Origin of the sequence: Paenibacillus sp. GCM10023252, assembly GCF_042653305.1 — a bacterium.
In the GTDB taxonomy this organism is placed as follows: Bacteria; Bacillota; Bacilli; order Paenibacillales; family Paenibacillaceae; genus Pristimantibacillus.
Genome location: NZ_JBHSHW010000010.1, coordinates 247,568 through 272,998, shown reverse-complemented (window position 1 = coordinate 272,998; position 25,431 = coordinate 247,568). Strand labels below are relative to the sequence as shown.

At 53.6% G+C, this 25,431-nt stretch carries 21 protein-coding genes; 6 read left to right on the top strand and 15 right to left on the bottom strand.

The genetic code is table 11. From position 1 onward, the window contains the following. The first annotated feature begins 103 nt into the window (after positions 1-103). From ACFO9Q_RS09360 to ACFO9Q_RS09350, 3 genes are all read left to right on the top strand, one after another. Positions 104-463 (top strand): phage holin family protein, encoded by a 360-nt coding sequence (locus tag ACFO9Q_RS09360; protein ID WP_379181102.1) that lies wholly within the window; start codon positions 104-106, stop codon positions 461-463. Between the two features lie 326 nt (positions 464-789). Further along, positions 790-1,185: a cytochrome C oxidase subunit II gene (locus ACFO9Q_RS09355; RefSeq protein ID WP_379181100.1), complete on the top strand. Its 396-nt coding sequence runs from the start codon at positions 790-792 to the stop codon at positions 1,183-1,185. A gap of 945 nt (positions 1,186-2,130) precedes the next feature. Beyond that, positions 2,131-2,811 carry an SDR family NAD(P)-dependent oxidoreductase gene (locus tag ACFO9Q_RS09350; protein WP_379181098.1) on the top strand — a complete coding sequence of 227 codons (681 nt, stop codon included), beginning with the start codon at positions 2,131-2,133 and terminating at the stop codon, positions 2,809-2,811. 104 nt (positions 2,812-2,915) lie between these two features. Here ACFO9Q_RS09350 and zapA read toward each other — a convergent pair whose 3' ends face one another. From zapA to ACFO9Q_RS09315, 7 genes are all read right to left on the bottom strand, one after another. Beyond that, complete coding sequence (gene zapA, locus ACFO9Q_RS09345; RefSeq protein ID WP_379181096.1) at positions 2,916-6,509, bottom strand: cell division protein ZapA; 3,594 nt, start codon at positions 6,507-6,509, stop codon at positions 2,916-2,918. Between the two features lie 151 nt (positions 6,510-6,660). Beyond that, positions 6,661-9,102, bottom strand: coding sequence for a phenylalanine--tRNA ligase subunit beta (gene pheT, locus ACFO9Q_RS09340; protein ID WP_379181094.1), 2,442 nt, complete (start codon positions 9,100-9,102; stop codon positions 6,661-6,663). Positions 9,103-9,136: 34 nt separating this feature from the next. Beyond that, positions 9,137-10,171, bottom strand: coding sequence for a phenylalanine--tRNA ligase subunit alpha (gene pheS / locus ACFO9Q_RS09335; RefSeq protein ID WP_379181092.1), 1,035 nt, complete (start codon positions 10,169-10,171; stop codon positions 9,137-9,139). Between the two features lie 173 nt (positions 10,172-10,344). Next, entirely contained in the window at positions 10,345-10,467 is a 123-nt protein-coding gene (locus ACFO9Q_RS09330; protein WP_379181090.1) for a hypothetical protein, read from the bottom strand. A gap of 105 nt (positions 10,468-10,572) precedes the next feature. Beyond that, entirely contained in the window at positions 10,573-11,271 is a 699-nt protein-coding gene (locus ACFO9Q_RS09325) for a response regulator (RefSeq protein WP_379181088.1), read from the bottom strand. Between the two features lie 7 nt (positions 11,272-11,278). Then, the gene (locus ACFO9Q_RS09320) at positions 11,279-12,118 is read right to left on the bottom strand and encodes a sensor histidine kinase (protein ID WP_379181086.1); all 840 of its coding nucleotides are present in this window, start codon (positions 12,116-12,118) and stop codon (positions 11,279-11,281) included. A gap of 24 nt (positions 12,119-12,142) precedes the next feature. After that, positions 12,143-13,489, bottom strand: coding sequence for a copper resistance protein CopC (locus tag ACFO9Q_RS09315; RefSeq protein ID WP_379181084.1), 1,347 nt, complete (start codon positions 13,487-13,489; stop codon positions 12,143-12,145). Between the two features lie 207 nt (positions 13,490-13,696). Here ACFO9Q_RS09315 and ACFO9Q_RS09310 point away from each other — a divergent pair, with 207 nt between their 5' ends. Continuing rightward, positions 13,697-13,864 (top strand): hypothetical protein, encoded by a 168-nt coding sequence (locus ACFO9Q_RS09310; protein ID WP_379181082.1) that lies wholly within the window; start codon positions 13,697-13,699, stop codon positions 13,862-13,864. Between the two features lie 232 nt (positions 13,865-14,096). Here the strand turns inward: ACFO9Q_RS09310 and ACFO9Q_RS09305 are convergent, their stop codons facing one another. From ACFO9Q_RS09305 to ACFO9Q_RS09270, 8 genes are all read right to left on the bottom strand, one after another. After that, positions 14,097-14,513 (bottom strand): gamma-glutamylcyclotransferase family protein, encoded by a 417-nt coding sequence (locus ACFO9Q_RS09305; RefSeq protein WP_379181080.1) that lies wholly within the window; start codon positions 14,511-14,513, stop codon positions 14,097-14,099. Positions 14,514-14,536: 23 nt separating this feature from the next. Then, positions 14,537-15,301: a 5-oxoprolinase subunit PxpA gene (locus ACFO9Q_RS09300; RefSeq protein WP_379181078.1), complete on the bottom strand. Its 765-nt coding sequence runs from the start codon at positions 15,299-15,301 to the stop codon at positions 14,537-14,539. A gap of 161 nt (positions 15,302-15,462) precedes the next feature. Then, a complete protein-coding gene (gene pxpB / locus ACFO9Q_RS09295; RefSeq protein ID WP_379181075.1) occupies positions 15,463-17,496 on the bottom strand; it encodes a 5-oxoprolinase subunit PxpB in 2,034 nt (677 codons plus the stop codon). A gap of 130 nt (positions 17,497-17,626) precedes the next feature. Continuing rightward, entirely contained in the window at positions 17,627-18,748 is a 1,122-nt protein-coding gene (locus ACFO9Q_RS09290; RefSeq protein ID WP_379181073.1) for a Ger(x)C family spore germination protein, read from the bottom strand. After that, positions 18,741-19,823, bottom strand: coding sequence for a GerAB/ArcD/ProY family transporter (locus ACFO9Q_RS09285; protein ID WP_379181071.1), 1,083 nt, complete (start codon positions 19,821-19,823; stop codon positions 18,741-18,743). Before ACFO9Q_RS09285 ends, ACFO9Q_RS09290 begins: the two co-directional genes overlap by 8 nt. A gap of 9 nt (positions 19,824-19,832) precedes the next feature. After that, positions 19,833-21,326 carry a spore germination protein gene (locus ACFO9Q_RS09280; RefSeq protein ID WP_379181069.1) on the bottom strand — a complete coding sequence of 498 codons (1,494 nt, stop codon included), beginning with the start codon at positions 21,324-21,326 and terminating at the stop codon, positions 19,833-19,835. Between the two features lie 153 nt (positions 21,327-21,479). Next, entirely contained in the window at positions 21,480-22,082 is a 603-nt protein-coding gene (locus ACFO9Q_RS09275; protein ID WP_379181067.1) for a nitroreductase family protein, read from the bottom strand. 174 nt (positions 22,083-22,256) lie between these two features. Next, positions 22,257-23,534 (bottom strand): VWA domain-containing protein, encoded by a 1,278-nt coding sequence (locus tag ACFO9Q_RS09270; protein WP_379181065.1) that lies wholly within the window; start codon positions 23,532-23,534, stop codon positions 22,257-22,259. 130 nt (positions 23,535-23,664) lie between these two features. On the opposite strand from ACFO9Q_RS09270, the gene ACFO9Q_RS09265 reads away from it, so the two are divergent. Beyond that, entirely contained in the window at positions 23,665-23,967 is a 303-nt protein-coding gene (locus ACFO9Q_RS09265; RefSeq protein WP_379181063.1) for a hypothetical protein, read from the top strand. Positions 23,968-24,066: 99 nt separating this feature from the next. After that, positions 24,067-25,401: a stalk domain-containing protein gene (locus tag ACFO9Q_RS09260; RefSeq protein WP_379181061.1), complete on the top strand. Its 1,335-nt coding sequence runs from the start codon at positions 24,067-24,069 to the stop codon at positions 25,399-25,401. The last annotated feature ends 30 nt before the right edge of the window (positions 25,402-25,431 follow it).

Below are 25,431 nucleotides of genomic sequence, written 5' to 3'. Positions count from 1 at the left end.
CCTGTTGCACGAGATGACTTATGCTTCCATACATGTTCCAACGCAGGGTCGCGAATACTAATGGATGAGGCAGGTTGTCATTACCTAAGGAGGGTTATGCTGAATGAAATTTCTAGGACATGTCGTCCGATTTATTGTTGCCGCTCTCGTCTTAATGCTCGTTGGCTTCCTCGTACCCGGATTCAGTGTAGGCGGCTTCTGGAGTGCGCTATTCCTGGCACTCGTCATTGCTGTTCTGGGCTGGATTATTGAAGGCATATTCGGCCGTACGGTAACCCCCTTCGGCAGGGGCATAGTAGGCTTCCTTGCAAGCGCTGCTGTCATCTGGATCGCCCAATTCATCGTGGGCGGAGTATCTGCTACACTGCTCGGTGCCATATTAGCTGCACTAGTCATCGGCATCATCGATCTGTTCATGCCGGTCAGCACACCTTATGAAGCTGGTCGCAGAGAGCGAGCTTGACAAGGGACTTGTGATGGACTGGGAATAGCAGTTGAGTAAGAGCGCAATGTTCGTGGCCATGCAGGGATATCGCATTCTGCAGTAGCATGGCGCTGAAGCTGTCAGGATAGACTGGTATGACCCTTGCTTCGGCGGGCTTCGCTACCTGCGGCGAAGGGCCGGTTCAAGGGTTTTCATGCGGGTATAGATAGGGTAATGATGGACATACTCTTCACATGAAGTTCACGAGTTTGTCACTCTGCGGTCACTGCATGCTCGGCACCCGTGGGATATAATGGAACCAAGCTCTTGAACAAGAGTAATTATAGCTGGAAGGGGATAAGTTCATGCGCAAGTGGATGATATTCGCGGCAGTGCTCACCTTAGTGCTCGTCATCGCAGCATGCGGAGGCACGAAGGAGAATGACAACCAGACGACTGTACCTGAAGACAATAACGGGGGCACCACGGCAGGCACTACAGCCGGTGAACTCGTCGTCAAGGCTGCCAATTGGAAGTTCGATGAGGCGGAATATCGAATCAAGAAGGGCGAGGCCGTTAACCTGTCGTTGGAATCCACCGAAGGCATTCATGGCATCGCGGTTCGCGGCACAGATATTGAGGTAGCTAACGGCAAGACAGAGACCGTAACGATTAACGATGCTGGCGAGTACGAGCTGTATTGCACCGTACCTTGCGGCACTGGCCACTCCAAGATGAAGGCTAAGCTGATTGTTGAATAGAAGGCTTATAAGACCGGCCGCGTAGAGGTGCCGGTCTTCTCTATGTTAAGAAGCTGCCGCTGCTCTAACCGATGCGGGTGCTCCTTACGCTGCAGCATCACATTCCGATGCTACTGCCACCAACTTGCTGCCCCAGCGCCCTGCAGCATCACATTGTGATGCTACAGCATCCAACTTGCTACTTCCGCACGCTGCAGCATCACATTCCGATGCTACACCTCTAACTTGGTACTTCCGCACCCTGCAGCATCACATTGTGATGCTACAGCATCCAACTTGCTACTTCCGCACGCTGCAGCATCACATTCCGATGCTACACCTCTAACTTGGTACTTCCGCACCCTGCAGCATCACATTGTGATGCTACAGCCCCAACTTGCTACTTCCGCACGCTGCAGCATCACATTCCGATGCTACAGCCTCTCACTTGGTACTTCCGCACGCTGCAGCATCACATTGTGATGCTATTGCCTTCAACTAGATACTTCCGCAACATGCAGCATCACATTCCGATGCTACAGCATCCAACTTGCTGCTTCCGCACGCCGCAGCATCACATTCTGATGCTACAGCATCCAATCTGCTACTTCCGCACGCTGCAGCATCACATTGTGATGCTACAGCATCCAACTTGCTACTTCCGCACGCTGCAGCATCACATTCCGATGCGTTTGACCTCAACTTGCTACTTCCGCAATACAATAGTGGCGGAATTCAACATGACGCCCATGGCAGCTACCCACACAATCTGGCTGATAGATAGAGTTCGGCTAAGGGAGAACAAACGTCATACCAGTTCGGCTCGGTGGATTGTCACATACATCACACAAATATAAAGATATCTTAACCTCTATCCAAAAAAATCTGATGGCCGCATCTATTCCCATACGTTCCTCCCCTTGATAAGATGAATAACAACATGATTGGAATGAAGGGGCTGAATGAATGGGCATATTAGCTGGAAAAGTGGCCATTATTACTGGGGCAGGCACTGGACTCGGGCGTGCAGCCGCACTGTCATATGCTAGGGAAGGCGCTCAAGTTGCACTCATCGGTCGGCGTAGAAGCAAGCTCGAGGAGACTAGAGAACTAATGTTACAAGAGACGGGGCTGGATGCCCTAGTCTTGTCAGCGGATGTGTCTGACGAAGCGCAGCTCCTGCAAGCGGTATCGACAGTGGTCGACACCTTCGGCCATCTGGATATCGTCGTGAACAATGCAGCCGTGTTCGAGCCCGGAACGGTTGCGGAATTAAGCTTGGTGGATTGGCAGCAACAGATTGCTGTTAATCTGACGGGGCCTTTCATCCTATGTAAGGCAGTCCTTCCCCATATGCGTCGTGCTAGATATGGACGAATTATTAATATTACATCGGGCTTGTCATGGAATGGCGCAGGCGGATATGCCGCATACAGCGCAGCCAAGGCCGGTCTTGAGTCACTCACTCGGACGCTAGCGGATGAGGAGCATGAGCATGGCATCCTGGTGAACCTGTACAATCCAGGCACGATTCGTACGGAGATGCATGCGACGGGCAAGGATCCTGCGGTGGTTACCCCTGATCTAGTGAGGCTTGCAAGCCTTCCCCAGAGCGGTCCAACTGGAACAATTGTCACCTACAACTAAGACCAGTCCTTCTAACTCATCCTTAATAGTATTAAAAAGATCCCCTGCAACAGCCCCTAGAAAATAGGTGCTGTGCAGGGGATATGTCTGTTATAAGGGACCGATTAACTCTGCTCTATCAGCTCGATCCACTCGTTATATTCTGTCTGAAGCTTAGAGTATTCAATTCTTAGCTTATCATGGATGTCTTGCAGCTGCCTAAGCTCTTCCCTCAGCTGGTGCAGAGCATGTGCTGTCTCGTTGCGCTCCAGCTCCAGCTGCTCCGTCCGATCATCAAGCACGACGGTGCGTTCTCCAGCCGCCGCTGCTTCTTCCAGTGCCTGGCCTAACTGCTCCTGCAGCGCTCGCTGGTGAAGCTCCCGCTCAGCTTGCTCTGCTTCGAGTTGTCTAATAGCCTGTTCGGCCTCTTCAGCTCGCTGCCGCTCGGCTTGCAACACTTGCGCTTGCTGCTGCTCGCGTTCGGACAGAGATTGCAGCTGCTGAGCAACTAATCTCTCTCTGGCAGCTGTCACTTCCAACTGCTCCGAACGGTCGCGTTCCTCCGTCGTTATCGTGGCAAGCTGGGCAGCTAGGTCCTGCTCACGATGAGCCGCATCGCGCAGTCTCTCCGCTGCCGAACGCTCGCGCTCTCCCGCTTCCTTCAATTGCTCCTTCAGCTCTTGCTTCTGCGCGGCAAGAGCATGAAGCTGCTCTTGGTACTCACGCTCCTTAGCAGACATCATCTTAATCTGCTCGACTTGTCCGCGGTCCTTGGAGACAATCCCCTTCAGTTGGCCTGTAAGGTCTCTCTCCTTAGCTGCCATAAGGCTAAGCTGCTGGGCTAGTTCACGTTCCTTGGCTGAGGAGTTGTTCAATTGCTCCTCCAGCTGTCTTGCCTTAATCTCCGCATCATGAAGCTGGTTATGCAGCCTGCTCTCTTCTTCCTTAGTCAAGGCCAACTGATCCTGCAGCTTCAATTCTGTAGACCGAGCTTCTTCGAATCTATTGCTTAGCTCAAGCTCGGAGCTTCTCGACGCATCAAGTTGAACTTGAAGCTCAGAAGCGCGAGCAAGTGCTTCTTCAAGCTGCATAGATTGCTCATCCTTCTCTGAACGGGCTGCAGATAGCTGATTCTCTAGCTGCTGAATCCATACTCTAGCCTCTTGCAGCGATTCTGCTTGCTTATGCTCGTCGACCTTGGAAGCTTCAAGCTGCTCAGCAAGCTCCCATTCCTTCATGGTTGCTGCGTCGAGTTGCTCGCTTATCTCACGCTCTCGATTCCGCGCTGACTCCAACTGCTCTTCCAGCTGGCGTCCGCGTGTGCCGGCACCTTCCAGCTGCTCGCTAAGCTCACGCTCTCGATTCCGCGCTTCCTCCAGCTGCTCGCCAAGCTCGCGCCCGTATGCGCCAGCACCTTCCAGCTGCTCGCTAAGCTCTCGCTCTCGATTCCGCGCTGCCTCCAACTGCTCTTCCAGCTGGCGTCCGTGTGCATCGGCACCTTCCAGCTGTTCACGAAGCTCTCGCTCTCGATTCCGTGCTGCTTCCAGCTGCTCGCTAAGCTCTCGCTCTCGATTCCGCGCTGCTTCCAGCTGCTCTTCCAGCTGGTGTCCGTTTGTACCGGCACCTTCCAGCTGCTCGCTAAGCTCACGCTCTCGATTCCGCACTGCTTCCAGCTGCTCTTCCAGCTGGCGTCCGTGTGCATCGGCACCTTCCAGCTGTTCACTCAGCTCGCGCTCTCGATTCCGTGCTGCTTCCAGCTGCTGGCTTAGCTCACGCTCTCGATTCCGCACTGCTTCCAGCTGCTCTTCCAGCTGGCGTCCGTGTGCATCGGCACCTTCCAGCTGCTCGCTTAGCTCGCGCTCGCGATTCCGCGCTGCTTCCAGCTGCTCACCAAGCTCACGCCCGTATGTGCCAGCTCCTTCCAGCTGCTCTCTCAGCTCACGTTCACGAGCTCCAGCACCTTCCAGCTGTTCACTCAGCTCGCGCTCACGAGCACCGGCGGCTTGCAGCTGCTCACGCAGCTCGCGGCTGTATGCTTCGGCACCCTCCAGCCGCTCGGCAAGCTCCCACTCCTTGATGGTAGCCGCCTCCAGCTGCTCATCCAGCTCATGTCCCCGGGCCTCCATTACAGAGAGCTGCTCTTCCAATTCTCGTACCCTAGCCCTGAGCCCTTCGTGCTGCTCTTCCAGCTGACGTTCACGCGCCCTGATGCCTTCATGCTGATCACCAAGCTCGCGTTCCCGCTGCTCAGCAGCATGAAGCTGCTCTCGAAGCTGTTGCCCTTGCTCAGAACTGCGGCGCAGCCCCTCTAACAGCTCCGTCCGCTCCGCTGACACGAGCTCCAGTTGCTCCCTGAGCTCCTGCCCATGTCCAGCTGCTTCCTCCAGCTGGTCCACCAACTCTTGCTCCCGCAGAGCCGCTACTTCGAGCTGCTCTTGCAGCTGGCGAGCTTCCCCAGCAGCAGCTTCCAACTGAGTCAGCTGCTCTTGATCATGCTCATCAGCTAGTGCCAGACGCGCGTTCAATCCGTTCAACTGCTCACGCAGCTGCTGCTCTTGCTCCTCATACAGCTGCTGAAGCTCTTGCTGCTCACTCTGCACCTGTACGGCTTGCCTCTCCGCCGCAGTCGCCTGCTGACGTGCCGATGCAAGCTTCTCCTCCAACTGCTGCACCTTGCCTTGAGCTTCGCCATATTGCTCCTGCAGCTCACGGAGCTGAACCTGTACTTCCTCCAGCTGGGAATCGCGCTGGATGCCGTCCTGTTCCAATTGGGCATAGGAAGCGCGAAGCACTTCCTCCTGCTCCATCGCCGCCATCAGCTGCTCATCCGCCTGCTGCTGGCGCAATTCACTTGCTGCCTTCTCCTGCTCCAGCTGTGCCTGCAGCTCCGCCAGTTCCCCTTGCAGCCGCTCTCGCTCGCCGATCCATCCGCTTCTGCGGCGCTCCAGCTCAGAGCGGAACGACTGCTCAAGCTGAGCGCTGTCAGCCTTCCAATTCTGCTCCCGCTCCTCCAGCAATCGCACCGACTCTGCAGCTGCAGCCTCGGCGTCTGCTCGCCACTCTTGCTCCCTCGCCGCCCACTTGCTCTCCCAATCTTCCTCGGCCGTAGCGAGCAGCAGCTCAGCTTCCTCCTCTGCTTGCTTCAGCGCAGCGGCCTTGCTCGCCTCGACCTCACTCCGTACAGCTTCCTGATCGGCCTTCGCCTGCTGGAGCGCCTGCTGCTTCTGCTGCTGCAAGTCCTTCAGCTTCTGCTCCGCTGCTATTCTAACCGCTTCCAACTGCTCGGATGCCGAATGCTTCAGCTTCTGTATCTGCTCGGTTCCTGCTTGCTGCACGGCTCTCAGCTGCTCTGCGGCAGCTGCTTGCTCCTCCGCCAGCTTCGCATCTGCAAGCTCTTGCTGCTCAACCATTCGCTCACGCAGCTCAGCTACCAGCTTCACCGCATCCTCAAGCTCCTTGGTCATTGCCGCATTCTTCGCTTCTTCTTCCGGCAGTCTTGCTGCATCACGCCGCAAGCGGAATACTTCCTCCGTAATCTGTACAGCAGCCAGCACAGCCAGCTTAGGCATATCAAGTCTCGGATAGCCCTTCGCCAGCTTGCCCATATTCTCATCCACCAGCGCTGCTACACGCCTTATGTAATCCACATTCGTATGTCCAGTTAATTTGTACTGATGTCCATATATGTCAACGGTAACCACTGTGCGTTCAGCATCCATAAGGGGGTTCCTCCTATTGTCTAAGTCAATTCTCTAAGGTGATGGTTATGTGAGAGGGATCAATCCAGTGCAGTATCTATTTTTTCCAGTAAAAAAATCGCATCGAAAGTTCACAAGGAACTATTTCGATGCGATCTTGGAGGTTTCCTGCCTACTTGCGCAATTCTGCGTCAAAAGATTGTTCCAATTGTGCAACAACCTTACTATGAAGCTCCGTCACTTCCTCATCGGTCAGAGTCCGCTCCCCATGGCGGTATACAAGGGATAAGGCGACGCTCTTCTTATCGGCACCAAGCCTCTCACCGGTATACACATCGAACACGTTAACAGACTCAAGCAGTTCGCCTGCCGCCATCCATGCAGCAGCTGTCAGCTTGCCCGCTTCTACTCCGCGGTCAAGTACGACTGCAATATCCCGCTGCATCGCTGGGTAACGCGGAAGCGTCTTGTACACGATGTCTGAAGTAGCCGTATCATACAGTTCATCCAGACTAATCTCAAGGACATACGTATCCGCGAGGTCATACTGATTCTGCAGCTCGGGATGCAGCTGGCCTACATATCCGATGACCTGCGGTCCTCTGCCAGACTCCAGCTTCACCGCTGCCGTACGGCCTGGGTGGAAGTGCTCCGGCTGAGCGGCTTCATAGGTCACTTCGCCGCTGACACCAAGAATGCTGAACACCGTCTCAAGCACACCCTTCGCATCATAGAAGTCGACCGCTTCCGCCTTGCGATTCCACATCGCGGATCTCCGGTTCCCCGTCAGCAATACAGCCAGACGATGCTTCTCTTGCGGCAATCGGGTCAATGTCTCCTCATCCGTGTGGTATACACTTCCGAGCTCGAATAGAGCTGCATCCTCATTCTTGCGATTACGGTTATAGGCGGCTACATCAAGTAGCTGAGCGATGAGGGTCGTCCGCAGCACGCTGCGGTCCTCGCTCATCGGCATCGCCAGTCGAATAGGCTTCGCCCCTTCGGCCAAGTCCTTGAACAATTCGGTCTGCTTCGGACCTGTGAAGGAGTAAGAGATCACCTCATGAAGCCCGGCATCCGATAGACGCTTCCTAAGTTCGCGACGTATCGCCTGCGGCCCTGACAGCGAGCCGGGAATAATCTCTCCCTCGATAGCCGTAGTCGGAATATTATCGTATCCGAACAGTCGGGCTACCTCTTCAATTAAGTCTACATCGCGCGTAATATCCCCGCGGCGAGTCGGTACTTCTACATTGAACACATCACCGTTCTCCATCGCATAGCCGAAGCCGAGACGGCCGAAGATCGTCTGAACCTCCAGACGGGACAGCTCCGTCCCAAGGTAACGATTGATTCGCTCCAGGGATACCTTCACCTGCTGCGGCTTCGCTTCGCTCACGACGGCTTCGACGATTCCGTCAGTCACTAGTCCGCTGCCCAGTTCAGCAATCAATGCCGCAGCTCGGTTCAGTGCAGGAATGACACGAGCCGGATCCACTTCCTTCTCGAAGCGAATACTGGATTCGGAACGCAGACCGAGCTGACGAGAGGTCTTGCGGACCGTTCCGCCGTCGAACTTCGCGGATTCAAGCAGGATGTTGACGGTCTCAGCCGTTACCTCGGATGTTGCTCCGCCCATCACACCAGCCAGAGCAAGCGGCTTCTCGCCATCGGTAATGAGCAGCATATGCGGCTCCAAGCGGCGCTCTTGATCATCCAAGGTGACCATCGTCTCACCAGGCTTCGCCAGACGAACCTCAATTCGGCCGCCGGCAATACGGTCTGCATCGAAGGCATGAAGCGGCTGGCCATACTCCAGCATGACGAAGTTGGTCACATCTACCACATTGTTGATTGGACGAATGCCGGCAGCCATCAATCGGTTCTGCAGCCATAGAGGAGATTCGGTAATCTTGACTCCCTTAATATATCTTGCCGAATAATGGGAGCAATGCTCTTGCGCGTGAATCGTTACCGAGATGAGCTCCGAAGTCTTGTCTACCGCATCATTAACGCTCACCTCGGGCAGACGAACCGGCTGGCCCGTTAGCGCGCCAATCTCATAAGCCACGCCAATCATGCTAAGGCAGTCAGACCGGTTAGGCGTAAGATCCAGCTCCAGCACTTCATCGTCAATGCCAAGCACTTCACCGATCGGCCGGCCAATCGGTGTTGACTCAGGCAGCACCAGTATGCCTTCCTGCTGCTCCTTCGGCAGCAGCTTCTCATTCAGGCCCAGCTCCTTCGCCGAGCAGATCATTCCTTGCGATTCCACGCCGCGCAGCTTCGCACGCTTAATCTTGAAGTCGCCAGGCAGGATCGAACCGATTACAGCTACAGGCACACGCTGTCCAGCATCGACATTCTTCGCGCCGCAGACGATCTGCAGCTCTTCCCCAGTCCCTACGTCGACCTTGCAGACGTTCAGCTTATCTGCATCGGGGTGCTTCTCCTTAGACTTCACATAACCGACCACTACACCGGTTACTCCCTTGTTCCTTGACTCGACGACGTCAATCTCGATTCCGCCGCGTGTCATTCGCTCAGCCAGCTCCTCGGCAGAGAAGCCTGCGACATCGATATATTCATTAAGCCACTTATAAGATACCTTCATGGTTAATTCCCTTCCTTCCTCTTCCTCATCCTCGTTACATTCGCTCGAACTGGCTTAAGAACCTCAGGTCATTCGTGTAGAAGTGGCGGATATCATCAATGCCATACTTCAAGAGAGCAATCCTCTCTACGCCCATACCGAAGGCGAAGCCGCTCACTTCATTCGGGTCGTAGCCGCCCATCTCGAGGACGCGCGGGTGAACCATGCCGCAGCCGAGAATCTCCAGCCAGCCGGTATGCTTGCACATCCGGCAGCCGTGGCCGCCGCACTGCACACAGGTGACATCCACCTCTGCGCTTGGCTCTGTGAAGGGGAAGAAGCTTGGACGCAGACGAATCTGCGCTTGGGAACCGAACATCTGCTGCACGAACTGCAGCAAGGTTCCCTTCAGATCGCTCATGCGAATGTTAGGCGCAATGACCAGACCTTCAATCTGATTGAACTGGAAGGAGTGCGTAGCATCATCATCGTCGCGGCGATATACCTTGCCCGGGCAGATGACCTTCACCGGGGTCTTGCCGTTCATCTGCTTCATCGTGCGAACCTGTACCGGCGACGTATGCGTGCGCATCAGAATATCATCCGTAATATAGAACGAATCCTGCATATCTCGCGCAGGGTGATTCTGAGGAAGATTCAGCGCCTCGAAGTTGAAGTAATCGGTCTCCACCTCAGGCCCTTCCGCAATCGTATAACCAAGCCCGATGAACACATCCTCAATCTCCTGTGCCACCTTGTTCAGAGGATGGATGGCCCCCGTCGGCAGCGCCTTGCCGGGCAGCGACACGTCGATTGTCTCGGAACGCAGCCGATTCTCCGTCTCCAAGCGGTCGAATGCCTCCTGCTTCTCTGCAATAACCGCTTCGATTGCGCCTCTCACCTCATTGCCGACTTGCCCAATCACGGGACGCTCTTCTGCACTTAACGAACCCATCCCGCGCAGAATCTCGGTTAAGGCCCCCTTCTTGCCCAAGTACTTGACGCGCAGATCATTCAACTCGCCGGGACTTGCAACCTGACCAAGCTCCTGAAGAGCTTCAACCTGCAATCCCTGTAATCTCTCCTTCATATCCATCGCCTCCATCATATCTGCACACAAATAAAAAAAAGGCCCTCTCTCCCCGTAAGGGACGAAAGAACCGTGGTACCACCCTAATTCGGACTGTCTATGCATGGAAGCATAAGCAATCCCTTCAGTCCCATAACGGCGGGAACCGGACTTCCCTACTTGCACAAGGCACATCATGCTCCCTGCGGTTCAAGAGTCTGCTCCGGAGTGAACTTCGGCAGCCTGCCCCATGCAAAGACGCTCTCAATCTGCGGCGCCTTCTCCCTGTGCTGGCGGTACTGCTTACTCTTCTCCATCTATGCATTATTCGAGCTATTCATCATATACTTGCCTCTATTATATGCAAAGGCATCTATAGTTGCAAGAAGCGCCGCCCATTCCTGTCCAGTCGCGCAGAATTGCTAACGATCCACGAGCCCTTGCTCGAGCGCATATCGCGTCAGCTGAACCCGATTATCCAGATGAAGCTTCTGAAGGATGTTCTTCAGATGATTCTTGATCGTATGCTCGGACAATCCGAATGCAGCGGCAATCGCCTTGTTCGATTCTCCATAAGCTACACGCTCCAGCACTTCCTTCTCCCGCTCGGTGAGAGCAGTTGCCGTACCGGCAGGCTGGCGAATGGGCTGAGCCCAGCCCGCTGCCCGAGTCTGATCCGGTCCTCCCGTGAACTCTTGCAGCAGCCGATAAGCCAGCTCCTTGGTGAACGGTGCTTCGTCGACCGCAACCGCTCGCAGATACTCCATCCAGGCAGATGGAGCCAGGTTCTTAAGGAGATAGCCCTGCGCTCCGCGCTTAATCGCCTCGAATAGATGAGTGATGTCGTCAGACACCGTCACCATCACGATCTTGAGAGCAGGGTAGAGCAGCTTGAGCTGCTGGGTCGCTTCGAGCCCGCCTATTCCAGGCATATTAATATCCATGAGGATGAGATCTGGCATGAGCTCACCTGCTCGCTCCAGAGCCTCCTCCCCGCTTGCGGCTTCAGCCGTAATCTCGAAGGAAGCGTCGGATTCAACAATCTCGCGCATCCCTTCCCTGCCGTGAGGATGATCATCAACGAGCATGACTCTAATCCGTTGTTCTAACGTTCTATCCATCAGAATCTTAATTCCCCTTCCTTGCGACGACGACAGCTGTCCCCATTGGTGTACAGGATATGTCGAACGTCCAGCCCATCTGCTTCGCCCGGTCATGCATCATTCGAATGCCATACCTCCCCTTAGCAGGAGGCCCATCTGCAGGCAGCCCGATTCCATCGTCCTCAATGCGGCAGATGAACCCTCCTGCTGCTTGTCCTCCAGGCTCGCAGCTAACGCTTGCCCAAGTGGCGCGGGCGTGCTTCTGAACATTCATGAGCGCTTCCCTCAGAATCGCAAGCAGCTCAATCTTCTCCTTGCTGGTAAGCTCGCCATCGGGCAGCTGCCAATCCAGCTTCACTTCGAGTCCGCTTGACTGAACAAGCTCATCCCTTAATGAATGAAGAGCCTTCACCCACGATACGTCTGCCGATACCGGAGCTAGCTGCAGATTGGCAATGGATTGCCGGACATCCTCGTACACATGTCTCACGGTTCCCCGGATATGCTCCGTCGTCTTGCGTACATCCTCACTCGATTCGGCTCTGTCCAGCTTGTCCAGCTTAACCGACAGCAGGAACAGCGACTGCGAGATGCCGTCATGCAGCTGGCGAGCGAGCTGTTCCCGCTCCTCCAGCGCTGCCTTGAGCAGCCGCTCTCGCTGCAGCGCGGCCTGCGATTCCTCCAGTCTGGCGAAGAGCGCCCGCAGCAGCGTAATCGTCACGAGGAAGACAAGCAGCGGCGCGAGCACATTGCCAAGATCCATCGAGATATAGGAGAGCAGGAACGTATGCCGCACGTACTCCCACAGGCCGATGGTGACGGTCGGAATCCAGAGGATGAGCCACTTCAACCACTTATAGGGCATGACTGTCAGGCCTCCTCTACGTCCTTAATAATTGCGGAATAGAACCGTCTCCGTCGTCTTCACGCCTGCTTCATCCACGATAATGAGCTCCGCCCTCCATTTTCCAGGACTAGGTATCCGAACTTCCGCCTCGTAGCTGGTCATCGTGAAGCCGGGGAATGATTCGTAAGGGTCGCTCTTGTCATCCTGAACGAGCTTCGGCTGCACAACAATCGGAGCAAGTCCTTCGCTATCCTCCGAATAGAGCATCAGCTCAACACGGACCGGCACCTGCTGTTCCGGGAGCCATACCCTAATGTCTGCCTCGTTGCGTCCGGCTTGATTAGGCGAGATCTCTAAGGTGAGGTGCATCGTATCCCCCATCTTGTGATGATAGAGCGGCTCATTCGCCGGTATAGGGGTCAGGAAGGTGAAGACCCCGACGATTACCAGGATTACAGCCATTAAGGTGACGTCCAGCCTCAATAGCTTCCCGTTTGGCAGGTCGCTCCTCTTCACACGGCGCCGAAGCAGGAAGCCGGTGAGGAGAACGAGGAGGAGGAGCGATATTTTCACAAGCAGCAAGGTCCCCCATAACGTATAAGTCAGGTAAGACAAGCTGGGCAGGAATAGGAGGACCAGTCCGATGCCTGACAGGATGAGGACAGCCATCGACAGCAGCGCTGTTCCTGTGAAGGTCTCCGCGAAGCGCCCTGCTTCCTTGCGATCCTGGTACCAGAGCACGAGCAGCAGCAAGAGTCCGCCTACCCAGATGGACGAGGCGAGCAGATGCACATAGTCCAGCACGATGGCTGGCACACTATTCTTCGCAGCGATAGCGTGGCCGTTCCAGCTCTCGGCGGCAAGCAGCAGCATCGCCCACAGCGCCTTGAAGAGGCTGTCTCCTCTTAGGATGAGGAAGAGAGAGAGCGACAGTACAAGCAAGGCTGACCAGGAGAGGCCGATATTCGTCTGCGTGAAGATGGGCAGCCATTCACTAAGCGGTCTGCCTTGCATCAGCTCCTGAGCATGCAGGAAGACGTAGAGCAGCGATGAGAGCAGCAAGGCTCGAGCTGCTTGTAGGCTGAAGCGGTTAAGCAGAGCATGTATGACAGCACGTTCCGTCTTAAGCAGCGCGGACCATAACAGGAAGCCGGATGCAATTAATAAGGCCATATAATAGACTACTCTTGACGCATATATCAGGAAGGCTTGAACCGTTAACCCTCCTTCATCGCCAGCATGATGGCCGGTGTGGCCTACTTGCTCATGTCGGTCGAAGGGTACTGCGGAAGCCTCTGCAGGATGAACAATTAAGAGACCTAGCATAAGGATTAAGGCTGACAGCAGGATCATCCAGCTGACAGACCTATGCATACGATGCGCTTGCAAGACCGTTCCACTTCCCTTACTTAGGATTCAGCTTCAAGTGTACTAGACTCCGAGGGGAAGAACAACTGACGGGGATGCTCCAGAGTAGTGTCTCCCTTGACAGAGGAGCAGTTGCTGACCGAGCTGCCCTTAGTATAGTCACCTAGCTGAACGAGCATCATGATAGGTAGCACGCACAATTCGGTTCAGGGAAGGAGGACGATGACGATGACGACGGACAATGAGAGCTACACGATCGCTCAGCTGAATGGCAGGGAGGAAGCCTTGGGCGCAATATCCAGGCTCGAGCAGGAGCTGTCGGAGCAGATTGGCACCCCCATTACGTTAATCGCGTATGCCCATGATTCGGCTAAGGATGACAAGTTCAGCCATTAACCCTAGAACGAAGGAGCCCGGCACGGACAGATTGTCCATGCCGGGCTCTCTTTTCATTTATTTACCGCCAACCGATATGTACGACTCATTCACTTCTTAATTGATGATTATTAATATCTCGATACAGCTTGGTTATCAGCATCAGACTTATAAGCATAAGTTGTTCAAAAAAATATTACGGCCTTACGCCGCAAGAATATCGAGAAGCGAACGCAGCCCATATCCTAGCCCATTATGGGGATTGGCGCACCTGGATGAGGTAATCCGGCCAATAGTCACCAGGTATGGCTGGATAGCTGCGATCGCCAGACCACACATACGTCCAGCCGCTAAGACTAGCGTTGTCATGATCTACCGTCCAGATTCGGTCGTAGTCGCTAGGCTCCTCGATCCCTTGGAAGCCCTCCAGGACATCCATAGCAGCCAGACCTTGTCGGCTAACGGTAATCCACAACCCTCTTATCGTATAGGCTTGTCTCCTCGCGGCCTCGTCTCTGACAGCTGCTGGGTATGGACCGAAGTCTACTAATCTCCCTCGAATCCGGCCTTGCTCATAGTGTTGAATATATGGGGATACGACATGATGGTTGTGGTGTCCGGGCAGCAGAGATCCGTAGATGAATACTCGAATGGCAGGCTGGGTGTGCATCAGTCTCACCTCATATAGATAGATTAGTTCGGAGCGGTAATCGTCATACCGGCACTGGTCAGCTTCTCTCTAATCGCTGCGGCGATCTCGGCAGCATGGGGTTGATCACCGTGCAGGCATATGGTGTCCGCCTTAACCGGAACAGGCTCATTCGAAGCGGTATGCGCGAGGCCGTCTGCTGCCAGGGACAAGGCACGAGCAGCGGCTTGCGCAGGCTCATGAATGACGGCGTTAGGCTGAGATCGCGGAGCAAGACTGCCGCTTCGCTCATACGCCCGATCAGCGAACACCTCGGATAAGCATGGCAGACCGAAGTCTTGTGCAGTGCGAAGGAGCAAGCTGCCAGATTGGGCATACACGCGGAGGTTGCTGCCCGAGGACTGCACCGCTCTAACGATAGCTTCCGCAATGCTGACGTCCTTGTTCGCCATATGATAGAGCGCTCCATGCGGCTTCACATGACGCAGCTCGGCTCCTGCCGCATGAACAAAGGCAGCCAGCGAGCCGATCTGATACAGCATGTAATCATACACTTCATCAGGAGTCACAGCGAGCTCTCTTCGTCCGAAGCCAATCCGATCCGGAAGTCCGGGATGCGCTCCAATGGCAGCTCCTGCATCCACCGCCATGCCTACTGCTTCTCTCATCGTATGAGGGTCACCGGCATGGAAGCCGCAGGCGATATTGACACTAGTCACGTACCGCAGCAGCTGCTCCTCCTGCCCGAACCGATACGACCCGTACCCCTCGCCATAATCACAGTTCAAATCTATCGTTCTAGTCGTCATAGTCTCTCACTCCTCTGCTTCATGCGACTAAGGTGCTAATGTGTGTTGACCCGACCGTTGCTCCGCGTTAAGGGCTGTGCAGGGCTGCATATCAGCCTGCAGCGGCTTGGCGGCCGCTGGCCGCCGCAGCGTTGGAGCGGCATCCGACATGTCCTGCCGCTCTAATGATGGGCGGGCTGGCGGCAGCGGACCCCTGCGGCCAGAAGCCGCAGCTCGCGCTCCCGCTCCGCGAGGAGGCGCTGCGCCGTGCCCAGAGACACGGGGGAGAACCGGATCGTATCGCCCGGTCTTGCCTGTGCAAGCCGCGGCATGTCGACGGACGCGACATGCGCGATGATGGGGTAGCCGCCGGTCGTCTGACAGTCGGCGGCAAGTATAATCGGGGCGCCGCCGGGTGGAACCTGCACGGCGCCTGGAACGACCCCGTGCGACAGCAGCTCCGCACGGGTCAATCTCGCCAGCGGGGGGCCGTCCAGCCGGCACCCCATCCGGTCTGAGGCGGGAGCGACCTTGTATCGCTCCCGGCAGAGCCTCTCACGGGCAGCTTCGCTGAATTGCCCGTGCTCCCTCCCCGGCATCACGCGGAGCGAGATGATGCCGTCCTGCTCGCTGCCGCCGCCGTATATATGGCTCGGCGGCGGTGCATACCAGGCCGCCGTTGCCGGATGGCGGCGGCCTGCATTCTCGCCCAGCGCTGCGATCCAGCGCGCGGCCCAGCTGCCTGGGGCGGCCCCGGGGCAAGGCAACGGGTCGCCTGCAAGCAAGCGCCGGCCTTCATAGCCGCCCAGGCCGGCGCGCAGGTCAGTGCTCCGGCTGCCTAGCACGGCCGGCACATCAATGCCGCCTGCAACGGCTAAGTAAGCCCTGCATCCGCTAAGTGATCGACCGAAGTCGATGACATCTCCTCGCTTAACTAAGACTGGCCGCCACATTGGCAGCTCCTCTCCATTAAGCGAAGGCGCCATATATGCGCCGGATACGGCGATCAGCATATCCTTCTCAGCTAGGAGTGCGGGGCCGGCAAGCGTCACTTCAAGCAGCGCCATATGTTCGGAATTGCCCACAAGGATGTTGGCGACACTGGCAGCCCAACCGTCCATTGCTCCCCCGCCTGAGACGCCATCCGCTCTTCGATTCCTGCCTCGATCCTGTACCGTGGTCAGCATACCAGGCCTCGTGACGAGAAGGCCCGCACTACATTCTGCTCCGCTAATACGTTCTGCTCCACCCACATCAGGCTCTGCTACGCTATCAAGCTCTACTCCACGACCCGGCCCTGCTCCACCCTCAGGCTCTACTCCGCGATCTCGTCCTGCTCCACAATCCGGCCCTCCGCCCTCAAGCTCTCCCCGTACTCCTGCTACAAGCTTACTTCCAGCTCCGTTCCCACCCCCTGCTCCGCTGCTGCTCACTAAGCTCACTTGCTCGAATCTCACACAATCGCCTGCTCGCAGCAAGCAAGGTTCTGCTCTAGCAGGGTCGAACAGCTGCAGCGTAGTATGTCCGATAATCTGCCAGCCGCCTGGAGAGTCCAGCGGATAGACACCGGTCTGACCTCCTGCAATGCCCACCGAGCCTGCAGCAACCCGCAATCTAGGTTCGGAGAGGCGCGGCTGCTCCAGCTCGTGCGGCAGCCCTTCCAGGTAAGGGAATCCTGGCATGAATCCAATCATGGCAACACGATACGCTGCTCCGGTATGCAAGGCAATGAACTGCTCCTCAGTAAGGCAGCTATTCACAGCTGCTTCAGCCAGATCAGGCCCTCTATCTCCACCATATTGGACCGGAATGACGACCGTTCGAGCTGCTGGCTCTACCTCTACAACATGAGCCTGAATCAGCTGATTCAGCTGCTGCTCAACATAGTCATATAATCTGCTTCCAACTTCAGATGCTCCGCCATCACCCTCTTCTGCAACAGTCCCTCGTTCACCTTCTAAGTGAATCGACGCACTCATCATCCTATCAACTTCATCTACTGAATAGACAACGGTAACCGTATCGTAGGCGGGTACAATGTCCAGCATCCAGCCTCTGCGGACCGAAGCGAGATAAGCGGCGAGATTCGCCGTCCTCCTTGACCTCTCTTCCTTAGCAGCGCCCTCGACCAGCAGGACGATTGCAGAGTCGCCTAACGGATAGCTGCACCAACTGAGCCGAGTCTGTTCCCCTGCACCTTCCCCATCATTCACCATGACCTATCCACACCTTCAGCTTCCATAATCTTCATGAATCTAGTGTGAAGGATTCACCGTTTTTTGTCCAGATCTTGCATGGCTCGTTTTTTTTGTGCGGATATGCTCATCTTCTATCCTTGCACTTCGCCTACTGCAACCTGCCGTAATCCTTGATCGTCACCTTGAACTTGCAATCGATCTGCACCGTCGGGTAGACGGATCTCCAATCGAGCGCTGACCATTCCGAGTAGGTCATGCTATTCCGTACATACTTGCCGATGCCAAGACTGTCTACTTGAGACTGCTGCAGCTTATGTATGACCTCTGCCCCCTGCTTCGTTAACCTGGCAGCCAGCTCCCTCTCAATCCTGTCATTCTCAATCACCGTACTCTTCTCTCCGGTATATTCCGTAATGGAAGTTACCGCCTTCACGAATATTGAGACATGATACGAATGTCCGTCTATTCCTCGCGTAACCTGTACCGTCCTCCTACTCTTGGAATAGTCAGACGTAATAGATTGCATGTCTCCACTAGAGACAACCAGGTTCAGTCCGCCCCGGCTGAAGCTGCTCTTGAGGAATGCGAAGACCATCGCTTCCGTTGCATTCAATCGACCCTTGTATACGTCATCCTGGAACAGAGCAATTCCAGTAACCGCGATATGATTGTCGGACTCCTTAATGATTGGAGCAATCGGATCGACACCATCGTCATGATAGTCGCGCACGAACTCATGCAGCGTCGTTCTTGGAACCGTGTGGCTCTTCGCTTCCTTTTCGAGCAGCCTTACAATGTACTGCCCTGTAGGCAGATGCTGTGGATATTCCTTGTTAGTCAGCGAATGAGCATCTCCATCAACCACGGTTACCTTCACTCTCGGGGACAGATAGGGGTCTCTCAATACAGTATTAATAATAGGCCAGATTCCCTTCCTCGCCATGCTTATACCGAACAGGACATTCCTAATCTGACCGCTGACGAGCTTGCCCTCAGACTGCTGGTTCTGCTTAATCTTAGCCTGCTTGACGGTATGCGCAGAGACGGAGATTGTCTCGTTTTTCACCTGATCGGTATACGGATCTGACTTCCTGAGTCTAATGGTAACCTGGAGATCATCGTCCTCTGGGCCCTCCTCCTTCTCTATTAGATCATAGCTTACCGTATGGATGAATCCCAGCTTCTCCAGCACTCGCTGATCCCCGCAGCCAGTCAGCAGCAGAGCCAGCAGAGCAGCCGTCACGATTGTTCCGATCCACGCCTTATGCATGTGTACGCCCCCTCCTCCTCTGGATAAGTAGAAGAGTAATTAACAAGATAGGCAACCCGAAGGCGATAGCAGTCTCTATCACAGACAGCAGTTCCCCCCAATAATTCACCTTGATTAATGTATCCGGTATATAGGCGACGATGTACATGAAGGAGATCATCAGAGCGGCAAGCCACTTGCGGGACATTCGAGGAACCATCCGCTCAAGCGTATCCAGCGCCATCCATGTGTATCCGGCTACTGTCACTATTATTGAGAACAGGAAGAGACCGAACAGCATATTCTCTACTCGTTCAATGAACGGGAACTGTATGAGCCCTAAGAGGTCCAACAGAGGGTAATTAATTCTTCTTAGCTGCTCCAGGCTGTATATTCCGAAGGCCGTGATGCATACCGCAAGGTAACATCCCGTTATCCATAGATTAGACAGGACCATTGCACGACCAAGCTTCTTGTCCTTATCCATATAAGGCATGAGGAACAACGCAATCTCATACCCGAGGAAGGCGCTGTAAGCCTTAAGAAAGCCGACTCCGAGCGACCTGCTGTCCTGCATGATGAACGGGGTTAGATTCGACACTTGGAACTCATCGGTGAAAAAAAACAAAAGCATTACAAGGAAGATGACACACCAAAAAAATAGAGTCGCAGCCTTCGATAGGTTATAAATGCCTTGAATGACAAGGAGGAAGATTAGAATATCCATCACCAGCTTAAGCAGCATGGGATGGGTGGTTGGGTAAGCCATCGTCTGAAAAATAAGTGTATACAGCTTAGCGACCATACAGCCAAGCAATGCCCATACCCCAATCAAACCAATATACACAGGATAGGTGACAAACTTAGGAAAGCTGCTCTCCATAATATCGAAAACAGACTTCCCTTGTCCGAGCTTATAAACGATGCCAATCAACGCGATATTGACGAAGACTGCCGCACTTACAATCAGGACAGCAAGCCAGCCGTTATAGCCGAAGGTATCTGCGAGCGTTCTCGGCAATGTGAACAGGCCAACGCCGACCTGAACCATGAAGATGAGAATAGTGACATGGGTGTGATACAGCTTCTCCTTCATGACATCCCTCTACTTCCTCATTTTGTTACGTACACGATTAGGTGTCATGGTGATGGAAGCCCTCGTCTTCAGCATAGAGAAGGGAGCGCGAATGAATACATCCTTCCAATCCTGGAAGTTCTGAGGTGCGATGGGAGTCATATACGAACTTCCCAGACTGGTCAGGCCAGCGAGGTGAATGATAAGGAACGCAACACCTGCCATTAAGCCGAAGTTCCCCAGTAATCCCGCTAATAGAATAAGGCCGAATCGCATCAGCCTAATGGAGGCACTCATCACATAGCTTGGAATGACGAAGGAGGCTATAGCAGAGGAGGCTACTGCGATAATGAGCACATTGCTCGTCAAGCTCGCCTGAACAGCTGCTTGCCCAATGACAATCCCTCCGACGATACCGATGGTCTGACCAATCTTGGATGGTAGTCTTGCGCCGGCCTCTCTAAGCAATTCAATCGTAATCTCCAGGAACAATGCTTCGTACAACGGCGGGAAGGGCACTTCGCTCCTTGATTGAGTTAATGTCAGCAGCAGAGACTCCGGTATCATCTCATAATGGAAGGTCGTCAGCGATACATAGAGTGCAGTGAACGATATCGTAATGATGAAGGCCAGGAACCGAAGCAATCTAATAGCCGATCCCAGCATCCATCTCTGGTAATAATCATCCGGTGAGGTGAAGAATTCAAAAAAAGACGATGGTGCCGTTATCGCCGAAGGACTTCCGTCCATGATGACCAACACTCTTCCTCCAACTAGCTTAGACACGGTTGAATCAATACGCTCGGTTGTCTGATACAGAGGGAAGATCGCATTGGGATGGTCATCGATATATTGAGCGAGCATATTGCCATCATGAACAGCATCAATCTCTATATTGCTAATTCGACTCCGCATCTCGTTAACGTATTCAGGGTTAACCAGATCCTGAATATACAGAATGTATACGTCTGTCTTCGTTACCTCTCCGACTTGAAGCTTAACAATCTTCAGATGGGAGCTTCTCACCCGTCTGCGTATGAGAGATAGATTGACCGTAGCTGTCTCTACGAACGCATCATGGGGACCGGTAATGACCGTCTCCGTCTCCGATTGCTGGATGGAACGATTAGGAGGCTTGGATAAACTAATTAAGTAAGCCCTGCCTCGGACGAATAGAGCAGCATCACCTTCCAGCATGCCCATGATAATGCTCCCCAAGCTGGAAGCTTCCTTGAAGGGGGCATACTGAAGCCGAGTAATCGCTTCATCCTGCTCCAGGTCCGTGAATGGAACAGTAATCTCGTGATAGAGATTGTCAGAGCCGACAAGATGGATGAGATAGACGATGTCCATCTGGAGCTCTGGCAGAGTCCGATGGACGAGATCGTCACAGTCGCTGAACTCTCTGAGTGTCTCCTCCAAGGTAGAACCTCGGTTCCAATCCGTCTTAGGCAGTTGACTTGCCAGATCGCTCTTCTTCTCTTGCTTCAGCACGAAGCGATACAACGAATCAATAATGGACATTCGTATCCCTCCCGCTTCCAGCTGTTCCGTAATATCCGATCTTATCATGTCATAACCGTATGGAAATTATACCCTTGCCATGCTATAGACAGAACTAAGGCCCACTTCGCAGATGGTGCAGAAGTGGGCCTGTATAATTACAGCACATGCAGATTACTTGAACACCTTAATCCGTGCCTCAAGCGGCTGGAATTGCTTCTCCCCTGGAGGTGCGGTTGGCTTGCCGAATGGCATCTGTGCAATCAGCTTCCAGGTTGCTGGAAGCTTCCATTCCTCGCGAACCGCATCGTCAATAATTGGATTATAATGCTGCAGCGAAGCACCAAGTCCCTCCTCCTCGAGCCCCGTCCATATGACATACTGATGCATGCCTGAGGAATGGTGGGACCAGTCCGGGAACTTGTCAGCGTAGGAAGCGAACTTCTCCTGCAGCGATTGGATAACAGCCGTATCCTCATAGAATAACACCGTACCTGTACCTGCTCGGAAGGAGCTCATCTTCTCCTCGGTCGACTTGAACTTCTCGCTGTCATTGACCCGCTTGCGAAGCTCTTCCTTGGTCAGATCCCACAGCTTGTCGTGATGCTCTCCGAACAGGATGACCATGCGGGCGCTCTGGGAATTGAAGGCGGAGGGTGTGTGCTTCACTGCGGCCTCTACCAATTCAACAATACGCTGCTGCGAGGTAACTTCTTCCTTGCTGATGCCATAGATGGATCGTCTGTGCTGGACCGCTTCGAAGAATGGTGTAGTCATTGTATTACCTCCTAATGCTCATTGATTGCATAACGCTTGACAATGGCTTATGGACAACCCTTGCCTTATTATCCCTGCTTATTACCCTAATATCCTAGACGATTAACAGGCACCCGCATTCCACTCATGATGCGAGCGGCTTGCGGGTGCTGATGCTGATGTACGCTCCGCACCTTAAGGCTGGATATATCTCTCAATGACATCAACGAGCAGATCGTTAAGCGGCTTCACTTCGTATTCCCCTACATCCGGCTCCAGATGGTCATTGCCGATGCCGCTGTGGTCGGTCAGGAAGAGGTAGCTTCCACCTGTCGCAATTGCTTCGAATCGCATCAGATACTCCGTCTCCTCATCGATGCCGCTGGATACAACGGGAATGATGCGGATGCCTTCGGCCGCTGCATCGGATGTTAGCTTCTGCATCCGCTCGCGTACTTGATCTTCCTTGTGAGGCGGCGCATCCAGCACGAGGAAGAGGAGGCGGGCTCTCGCTTCCTTGCTCCACTCATGGTCATGAATGGCGTTATGGAGCGCTTCATCCACCGCTTCCGGGAAGTCACCGCCGCCCTGCGCTTCCTGCTGGGCAATCTGGCGGACGGCCTTGTCAATATCCTTCGTGAACGGATACGGCTTCACGATATAGTCATCATGCCGATCCCGGTAGAAGTTAGGGCTGACTCGTATGTCGAGCTGGCCTCCCGCACGACTGCCGATCTGCGTCACGACATCCTTCAACTCCGCCTCTAAGTAATCCAGCTCATCCTTCATCGATCCGGTCGTGTCGACAACGAACATCAGATCCACTTGATCCGGCATCGGCACGGCGTCCTGGAATTCCACTGCAAGCACTCGTTCGCTATTCAACTCCACATTCTCGAATCGCTTCTGCTGCTGCCCTGCTGTTACTTCTATGAGATAATCTTCGCCTTGCAACTCTTGGCCAGACTCCGTATGGAACAGATTCGGGTACAGATAGGCCAGACCTCCTGCATTCGTCCTGCTCCTCCACAGCACCTTGCCTTGTTCATCAACTGCCTGTACAGCAGCATCTGCTATCGGCCGCCCTCCACCCGTTACAGACACCGTCATCTTGCGAAAATCATAATAAGACCAAGCCTGCTGATACTCCCCCGCTTGCTGGTTGTTCAGCATCGTCTCCCAGTCATCCCACTGCGCGAGGTCATTCCATTCACCTGCCGTTAATTGGCCCGCTTCAATCTGCTCCTTGATGACAAGTCTCTTGTTCGTGTTGTGAGGCATAGGTTCAGATGATCGATCGTTCTCTGTGGAAGACGGGCTGCCCGTGCTCTCTTGCTCCGCCCTATCTGCGGAATTAGTGCCTTCATTAGATTGCGCGTGATCATTCCCAGACGAACATCCTCCGGCAAGCAGAGCGATAGCCAGCACGATACTTATGCCTACACAAGCCTTCCTCTTGTTCAACAGGATCAACAGGACCAACCCCTTTGTCTATTTTTACCATAAGACGTAAATAGGCGGAGATAGGTTGCAATGGCGGATGGAGAACTTTACAATCGATGGATATATCCCAAATTCCTTAACAATCCCAGGAGGCTTATGCATGCATACATTCAGGCTTCAATCTATAGTTATTACCTATCGCAATGAGCAGACCACTCTGCTCTTCACTTCTGCTGAGCTCGTCGTCGTCACCGAGTATGGCGACCGTCTATGGTACATCGATGTGAATGGCGTGGAACAGAAGGAGCTGCTGGAGCAGTTCGCTCATAGCGAGGATATTCGAGTAGAGATCACTTCGGAGACCGACCAAGGTCAGATTCTGAGCGGAGTAGCTTATCTCCACCCGAATCCGGCTCACCGTGCAGCAGCCCTTCGAGGCGACGGCGTCCTGCTTGGCTTATAATTTGGTTTTCAATCTACATCTCTCATTATTTTCCTGAGCCATTCCGATAACCTCCTTAGGATCAGAGTCTTAGAGACTCACTATAAGGAGGATCAACCTTTGAGAATCAACATCGTGTTACTCATCATCGTCAGCATGTTCTTCACAATCCCAGGCTTAACAAGCGCCGCTGCGGAGCCGGTTAGCTCAACACAGGACTCCAGTGTAATCGGCGTTATCATCAATGACGTTCAACAGAAATACGACCAACCACCTATCAATCTGAATGGCTCTATTATGGTTCCTCTGCGAGCGATATTTGAGAGTCTCGGTGCCGTACTTAAGGTTGAAGGCAAACAAATTACAGCAACAAAAGACAAAATAATGATTCATCATACGATTGGCACGGATACAGCGACGATCAATGGCAAGCAAGTAAAACTAGCCCAAAAATCGTTGACCAAAAATAACCGTACACTTGTCCCGCTTCGATTCGTAGGTGAAGCACTTCAAGCGAAAGTAAGCTGGGACGGAGCAGCTCGTAACGTCTATATCTTAGATCCGGTCTATGAGTCTGGTCAAAAGAAATTAGCCGGAGAACTTCATGAAGCCGTGCTTGATGAGAATGATACTCTGGTCAAATCATTGTTAGAAAAAGGGGCCAACCCACGATTCAACAAAGGAGCCACCTTCTATACCAGTGTGTTGACAAAAAATATTAAAATCATCTCTCTCTTCCTTCAACATGGAGCCGATATCAATACGACGGGTTCGAGAGGGTCAATTATTGAGCTCATCACTCACTCCCATCTCGTTAATCGCAAGGGCTATTCCAAGTCAAATGAAGAGACGGATACCAATGTACTTAGCACCTTACTAACATATAAACCAGACTTGCAAAAAATTGAAGAAAAAGCCATAGAACCGTTAGTGCTGAAGCCTATTCAACAGGGCAGGCTCGGAATAGTTAAGCTGCTGCTGGAAGCAGGTGCTTCAGCAGATTCTACAGGTCGGTATGATGGCATTCCTCCGATTATCGCAGCTATTACAACCATAAGCTCAGATAGTCTCAGAAATTCTGCAATGGTCGAATTGTTGTTGCAGTATGGTGCCGATCCTAATGAATGTACTTGTTACAATGGAAGATATGTCACAGCACTAGAATTAGCGAATACGATGATATACGGTGACTTTAATCAGGATGGGGAAGAAGATGTAAGTGTTCCCCAAGTTGATATGATAGAGGCATTGCTTCAATATGGAGCGGAGGTAGATGTCGACATTCTGTTCACTGCGGTATCCTCGCTCTCTCTTGATATAACCAAGCTGTTGCTTGAAGCTGGGGCAGACATGCACGAAGTTGAATACGTGCACGACAGATCACCGTACGAGCAAGCTCTTCTTATAGGGAATAAACCAATGATTGATCTGTTAGAGAGCTATAACGAAGAGTAGATTAAAAAAAACGGCTCTGCATCCCATTAT

Bases quoted from the DNA above. Each gene is read 5' to 3' on its own strand.
- ACFO9Q_RS09360 (WP_379181102.1), top strand. From the start codon at position 104: ATGAAATTTCTAGGACATGTCGTCCGATTTATTGTTGCCGCTCTCGTC.
- ACFO9Q_RS09355 (WP_379181100.1), top strand. From the start codon at position 790: ATGCGCAAGTGGATGATATTCGCGGCAGTGCTCACCTTAGTGCTCGTC.
- ACFO9Q_RS09350 (WP_379181098.1), top strand. From the start codon at position 2,131: ATGGGCATATTAGCTGGAAAAGTGGCCATTATTACTGGGGCAGGCACT.
- zapA (WP_379181096.1), bottom strand. From the start codon at position 6,509: ATGGATGCTGAACGCACAGTGGTTACCGTTGACATATATGGACATCAG.
- pheT (WP_379181094.1), bottom strand. From the start codon at position 9,102: ATGAAGGTATCTTATAAGTGGCTTAATGAATATATCGATGTCGCAGGC.
- pheS (WP_379181092.1), bottom strand. From the start codon at position 10,171: ATGAAGGAGAGATTACAGGGATTGCAGGTTGAAGCTCTTCAGGAGCTT.
- ACFO9Q_RS09330 (WP_379181090.1), bottom strand. From the start codon at position 10,467: ATGGAGAAGAGTAAGCAGTACCGCCAGCACAGGGAGAAGGCGCCGCAG.
- ACFO9Q_RS09325 (WP_379181088.1), bottom strand. From the start codon at position 11,271: ATGGATAGAACGTTAGAACAACGGATTAGAGTCATGCTCGTTGATGAT.
- ACFO9Q_RS09320 (WP_379181086.1), bottom strand. From the start codon at position 12,118: ATGCCCTATAAGTGGTTGAAGTGGCTCATCCTCTGGATTCCGACCGTC.
- ACFO9Q_RS09310 (WP_379181082.1), top strand. From the start codon at position 13,697: ATGACGACGGACAATGAGAGCTACACGATCGCTCAGCTGAATGGCAGG.
- ACFO9Q_RS09305 (WP_379181080.1), bottom strand. From the start codon at position 14,513: ATGCACACCCAGCCTGCCATTCGAGTATTCATCTACGGATCTCTGCTG.
- ACFO9Q_RS09300 (WP_379181078.1), bottom strand. From the start codon at position 15,301: ATGACGACTAGAACGATAGATTTGAACTGTGATTATGGCGAGGGGTAC.
- pxpB (WP_379181075.1), bottom strand. From the start codon at position 17,496: ATGGTGAATGATGGGGAAGGTGCAGGGGAACAGACTCGGCTCAGTTGG.
- ACFO9Q_RS09290 (WP_379181073.1), bottom strand. From the start codon at position 18,748: ATGCATAAGGCGTGGATCGGAACAATCGTGACGGCTGCTCTGCTGGCT.
- ACFO9Q_RS09285 (WP_379181071.1), bottom strand. From the start codon at position 19,823: ATGAAGGAGAAGCTGTATCACACCCATGTCACTATTCTCATCTTCATG.
- ACFO9Q_RS09280 (WP_379181069.1), bottom strand. From the start codon at position 21,326: ATGTCCATTATTGATTCGTTGTATCGCTTCGTGCTGAAGCAAGAGAAG.
- ACFO9Q_RS09275 (WP_379181067.1), bottom strand. From the start codon at position 22,082: ATGACTACACCATTCTTCGAAGCGGTCCAGCACAGACGATCCATCTAT.
- ACFO9Q_RS09265 (WP_379181063.1), top strand. From the start codon at position 23,665: ATGCATACATTCAGGCTTCAATCTATAGTTATTACCTATCGCAATGAG.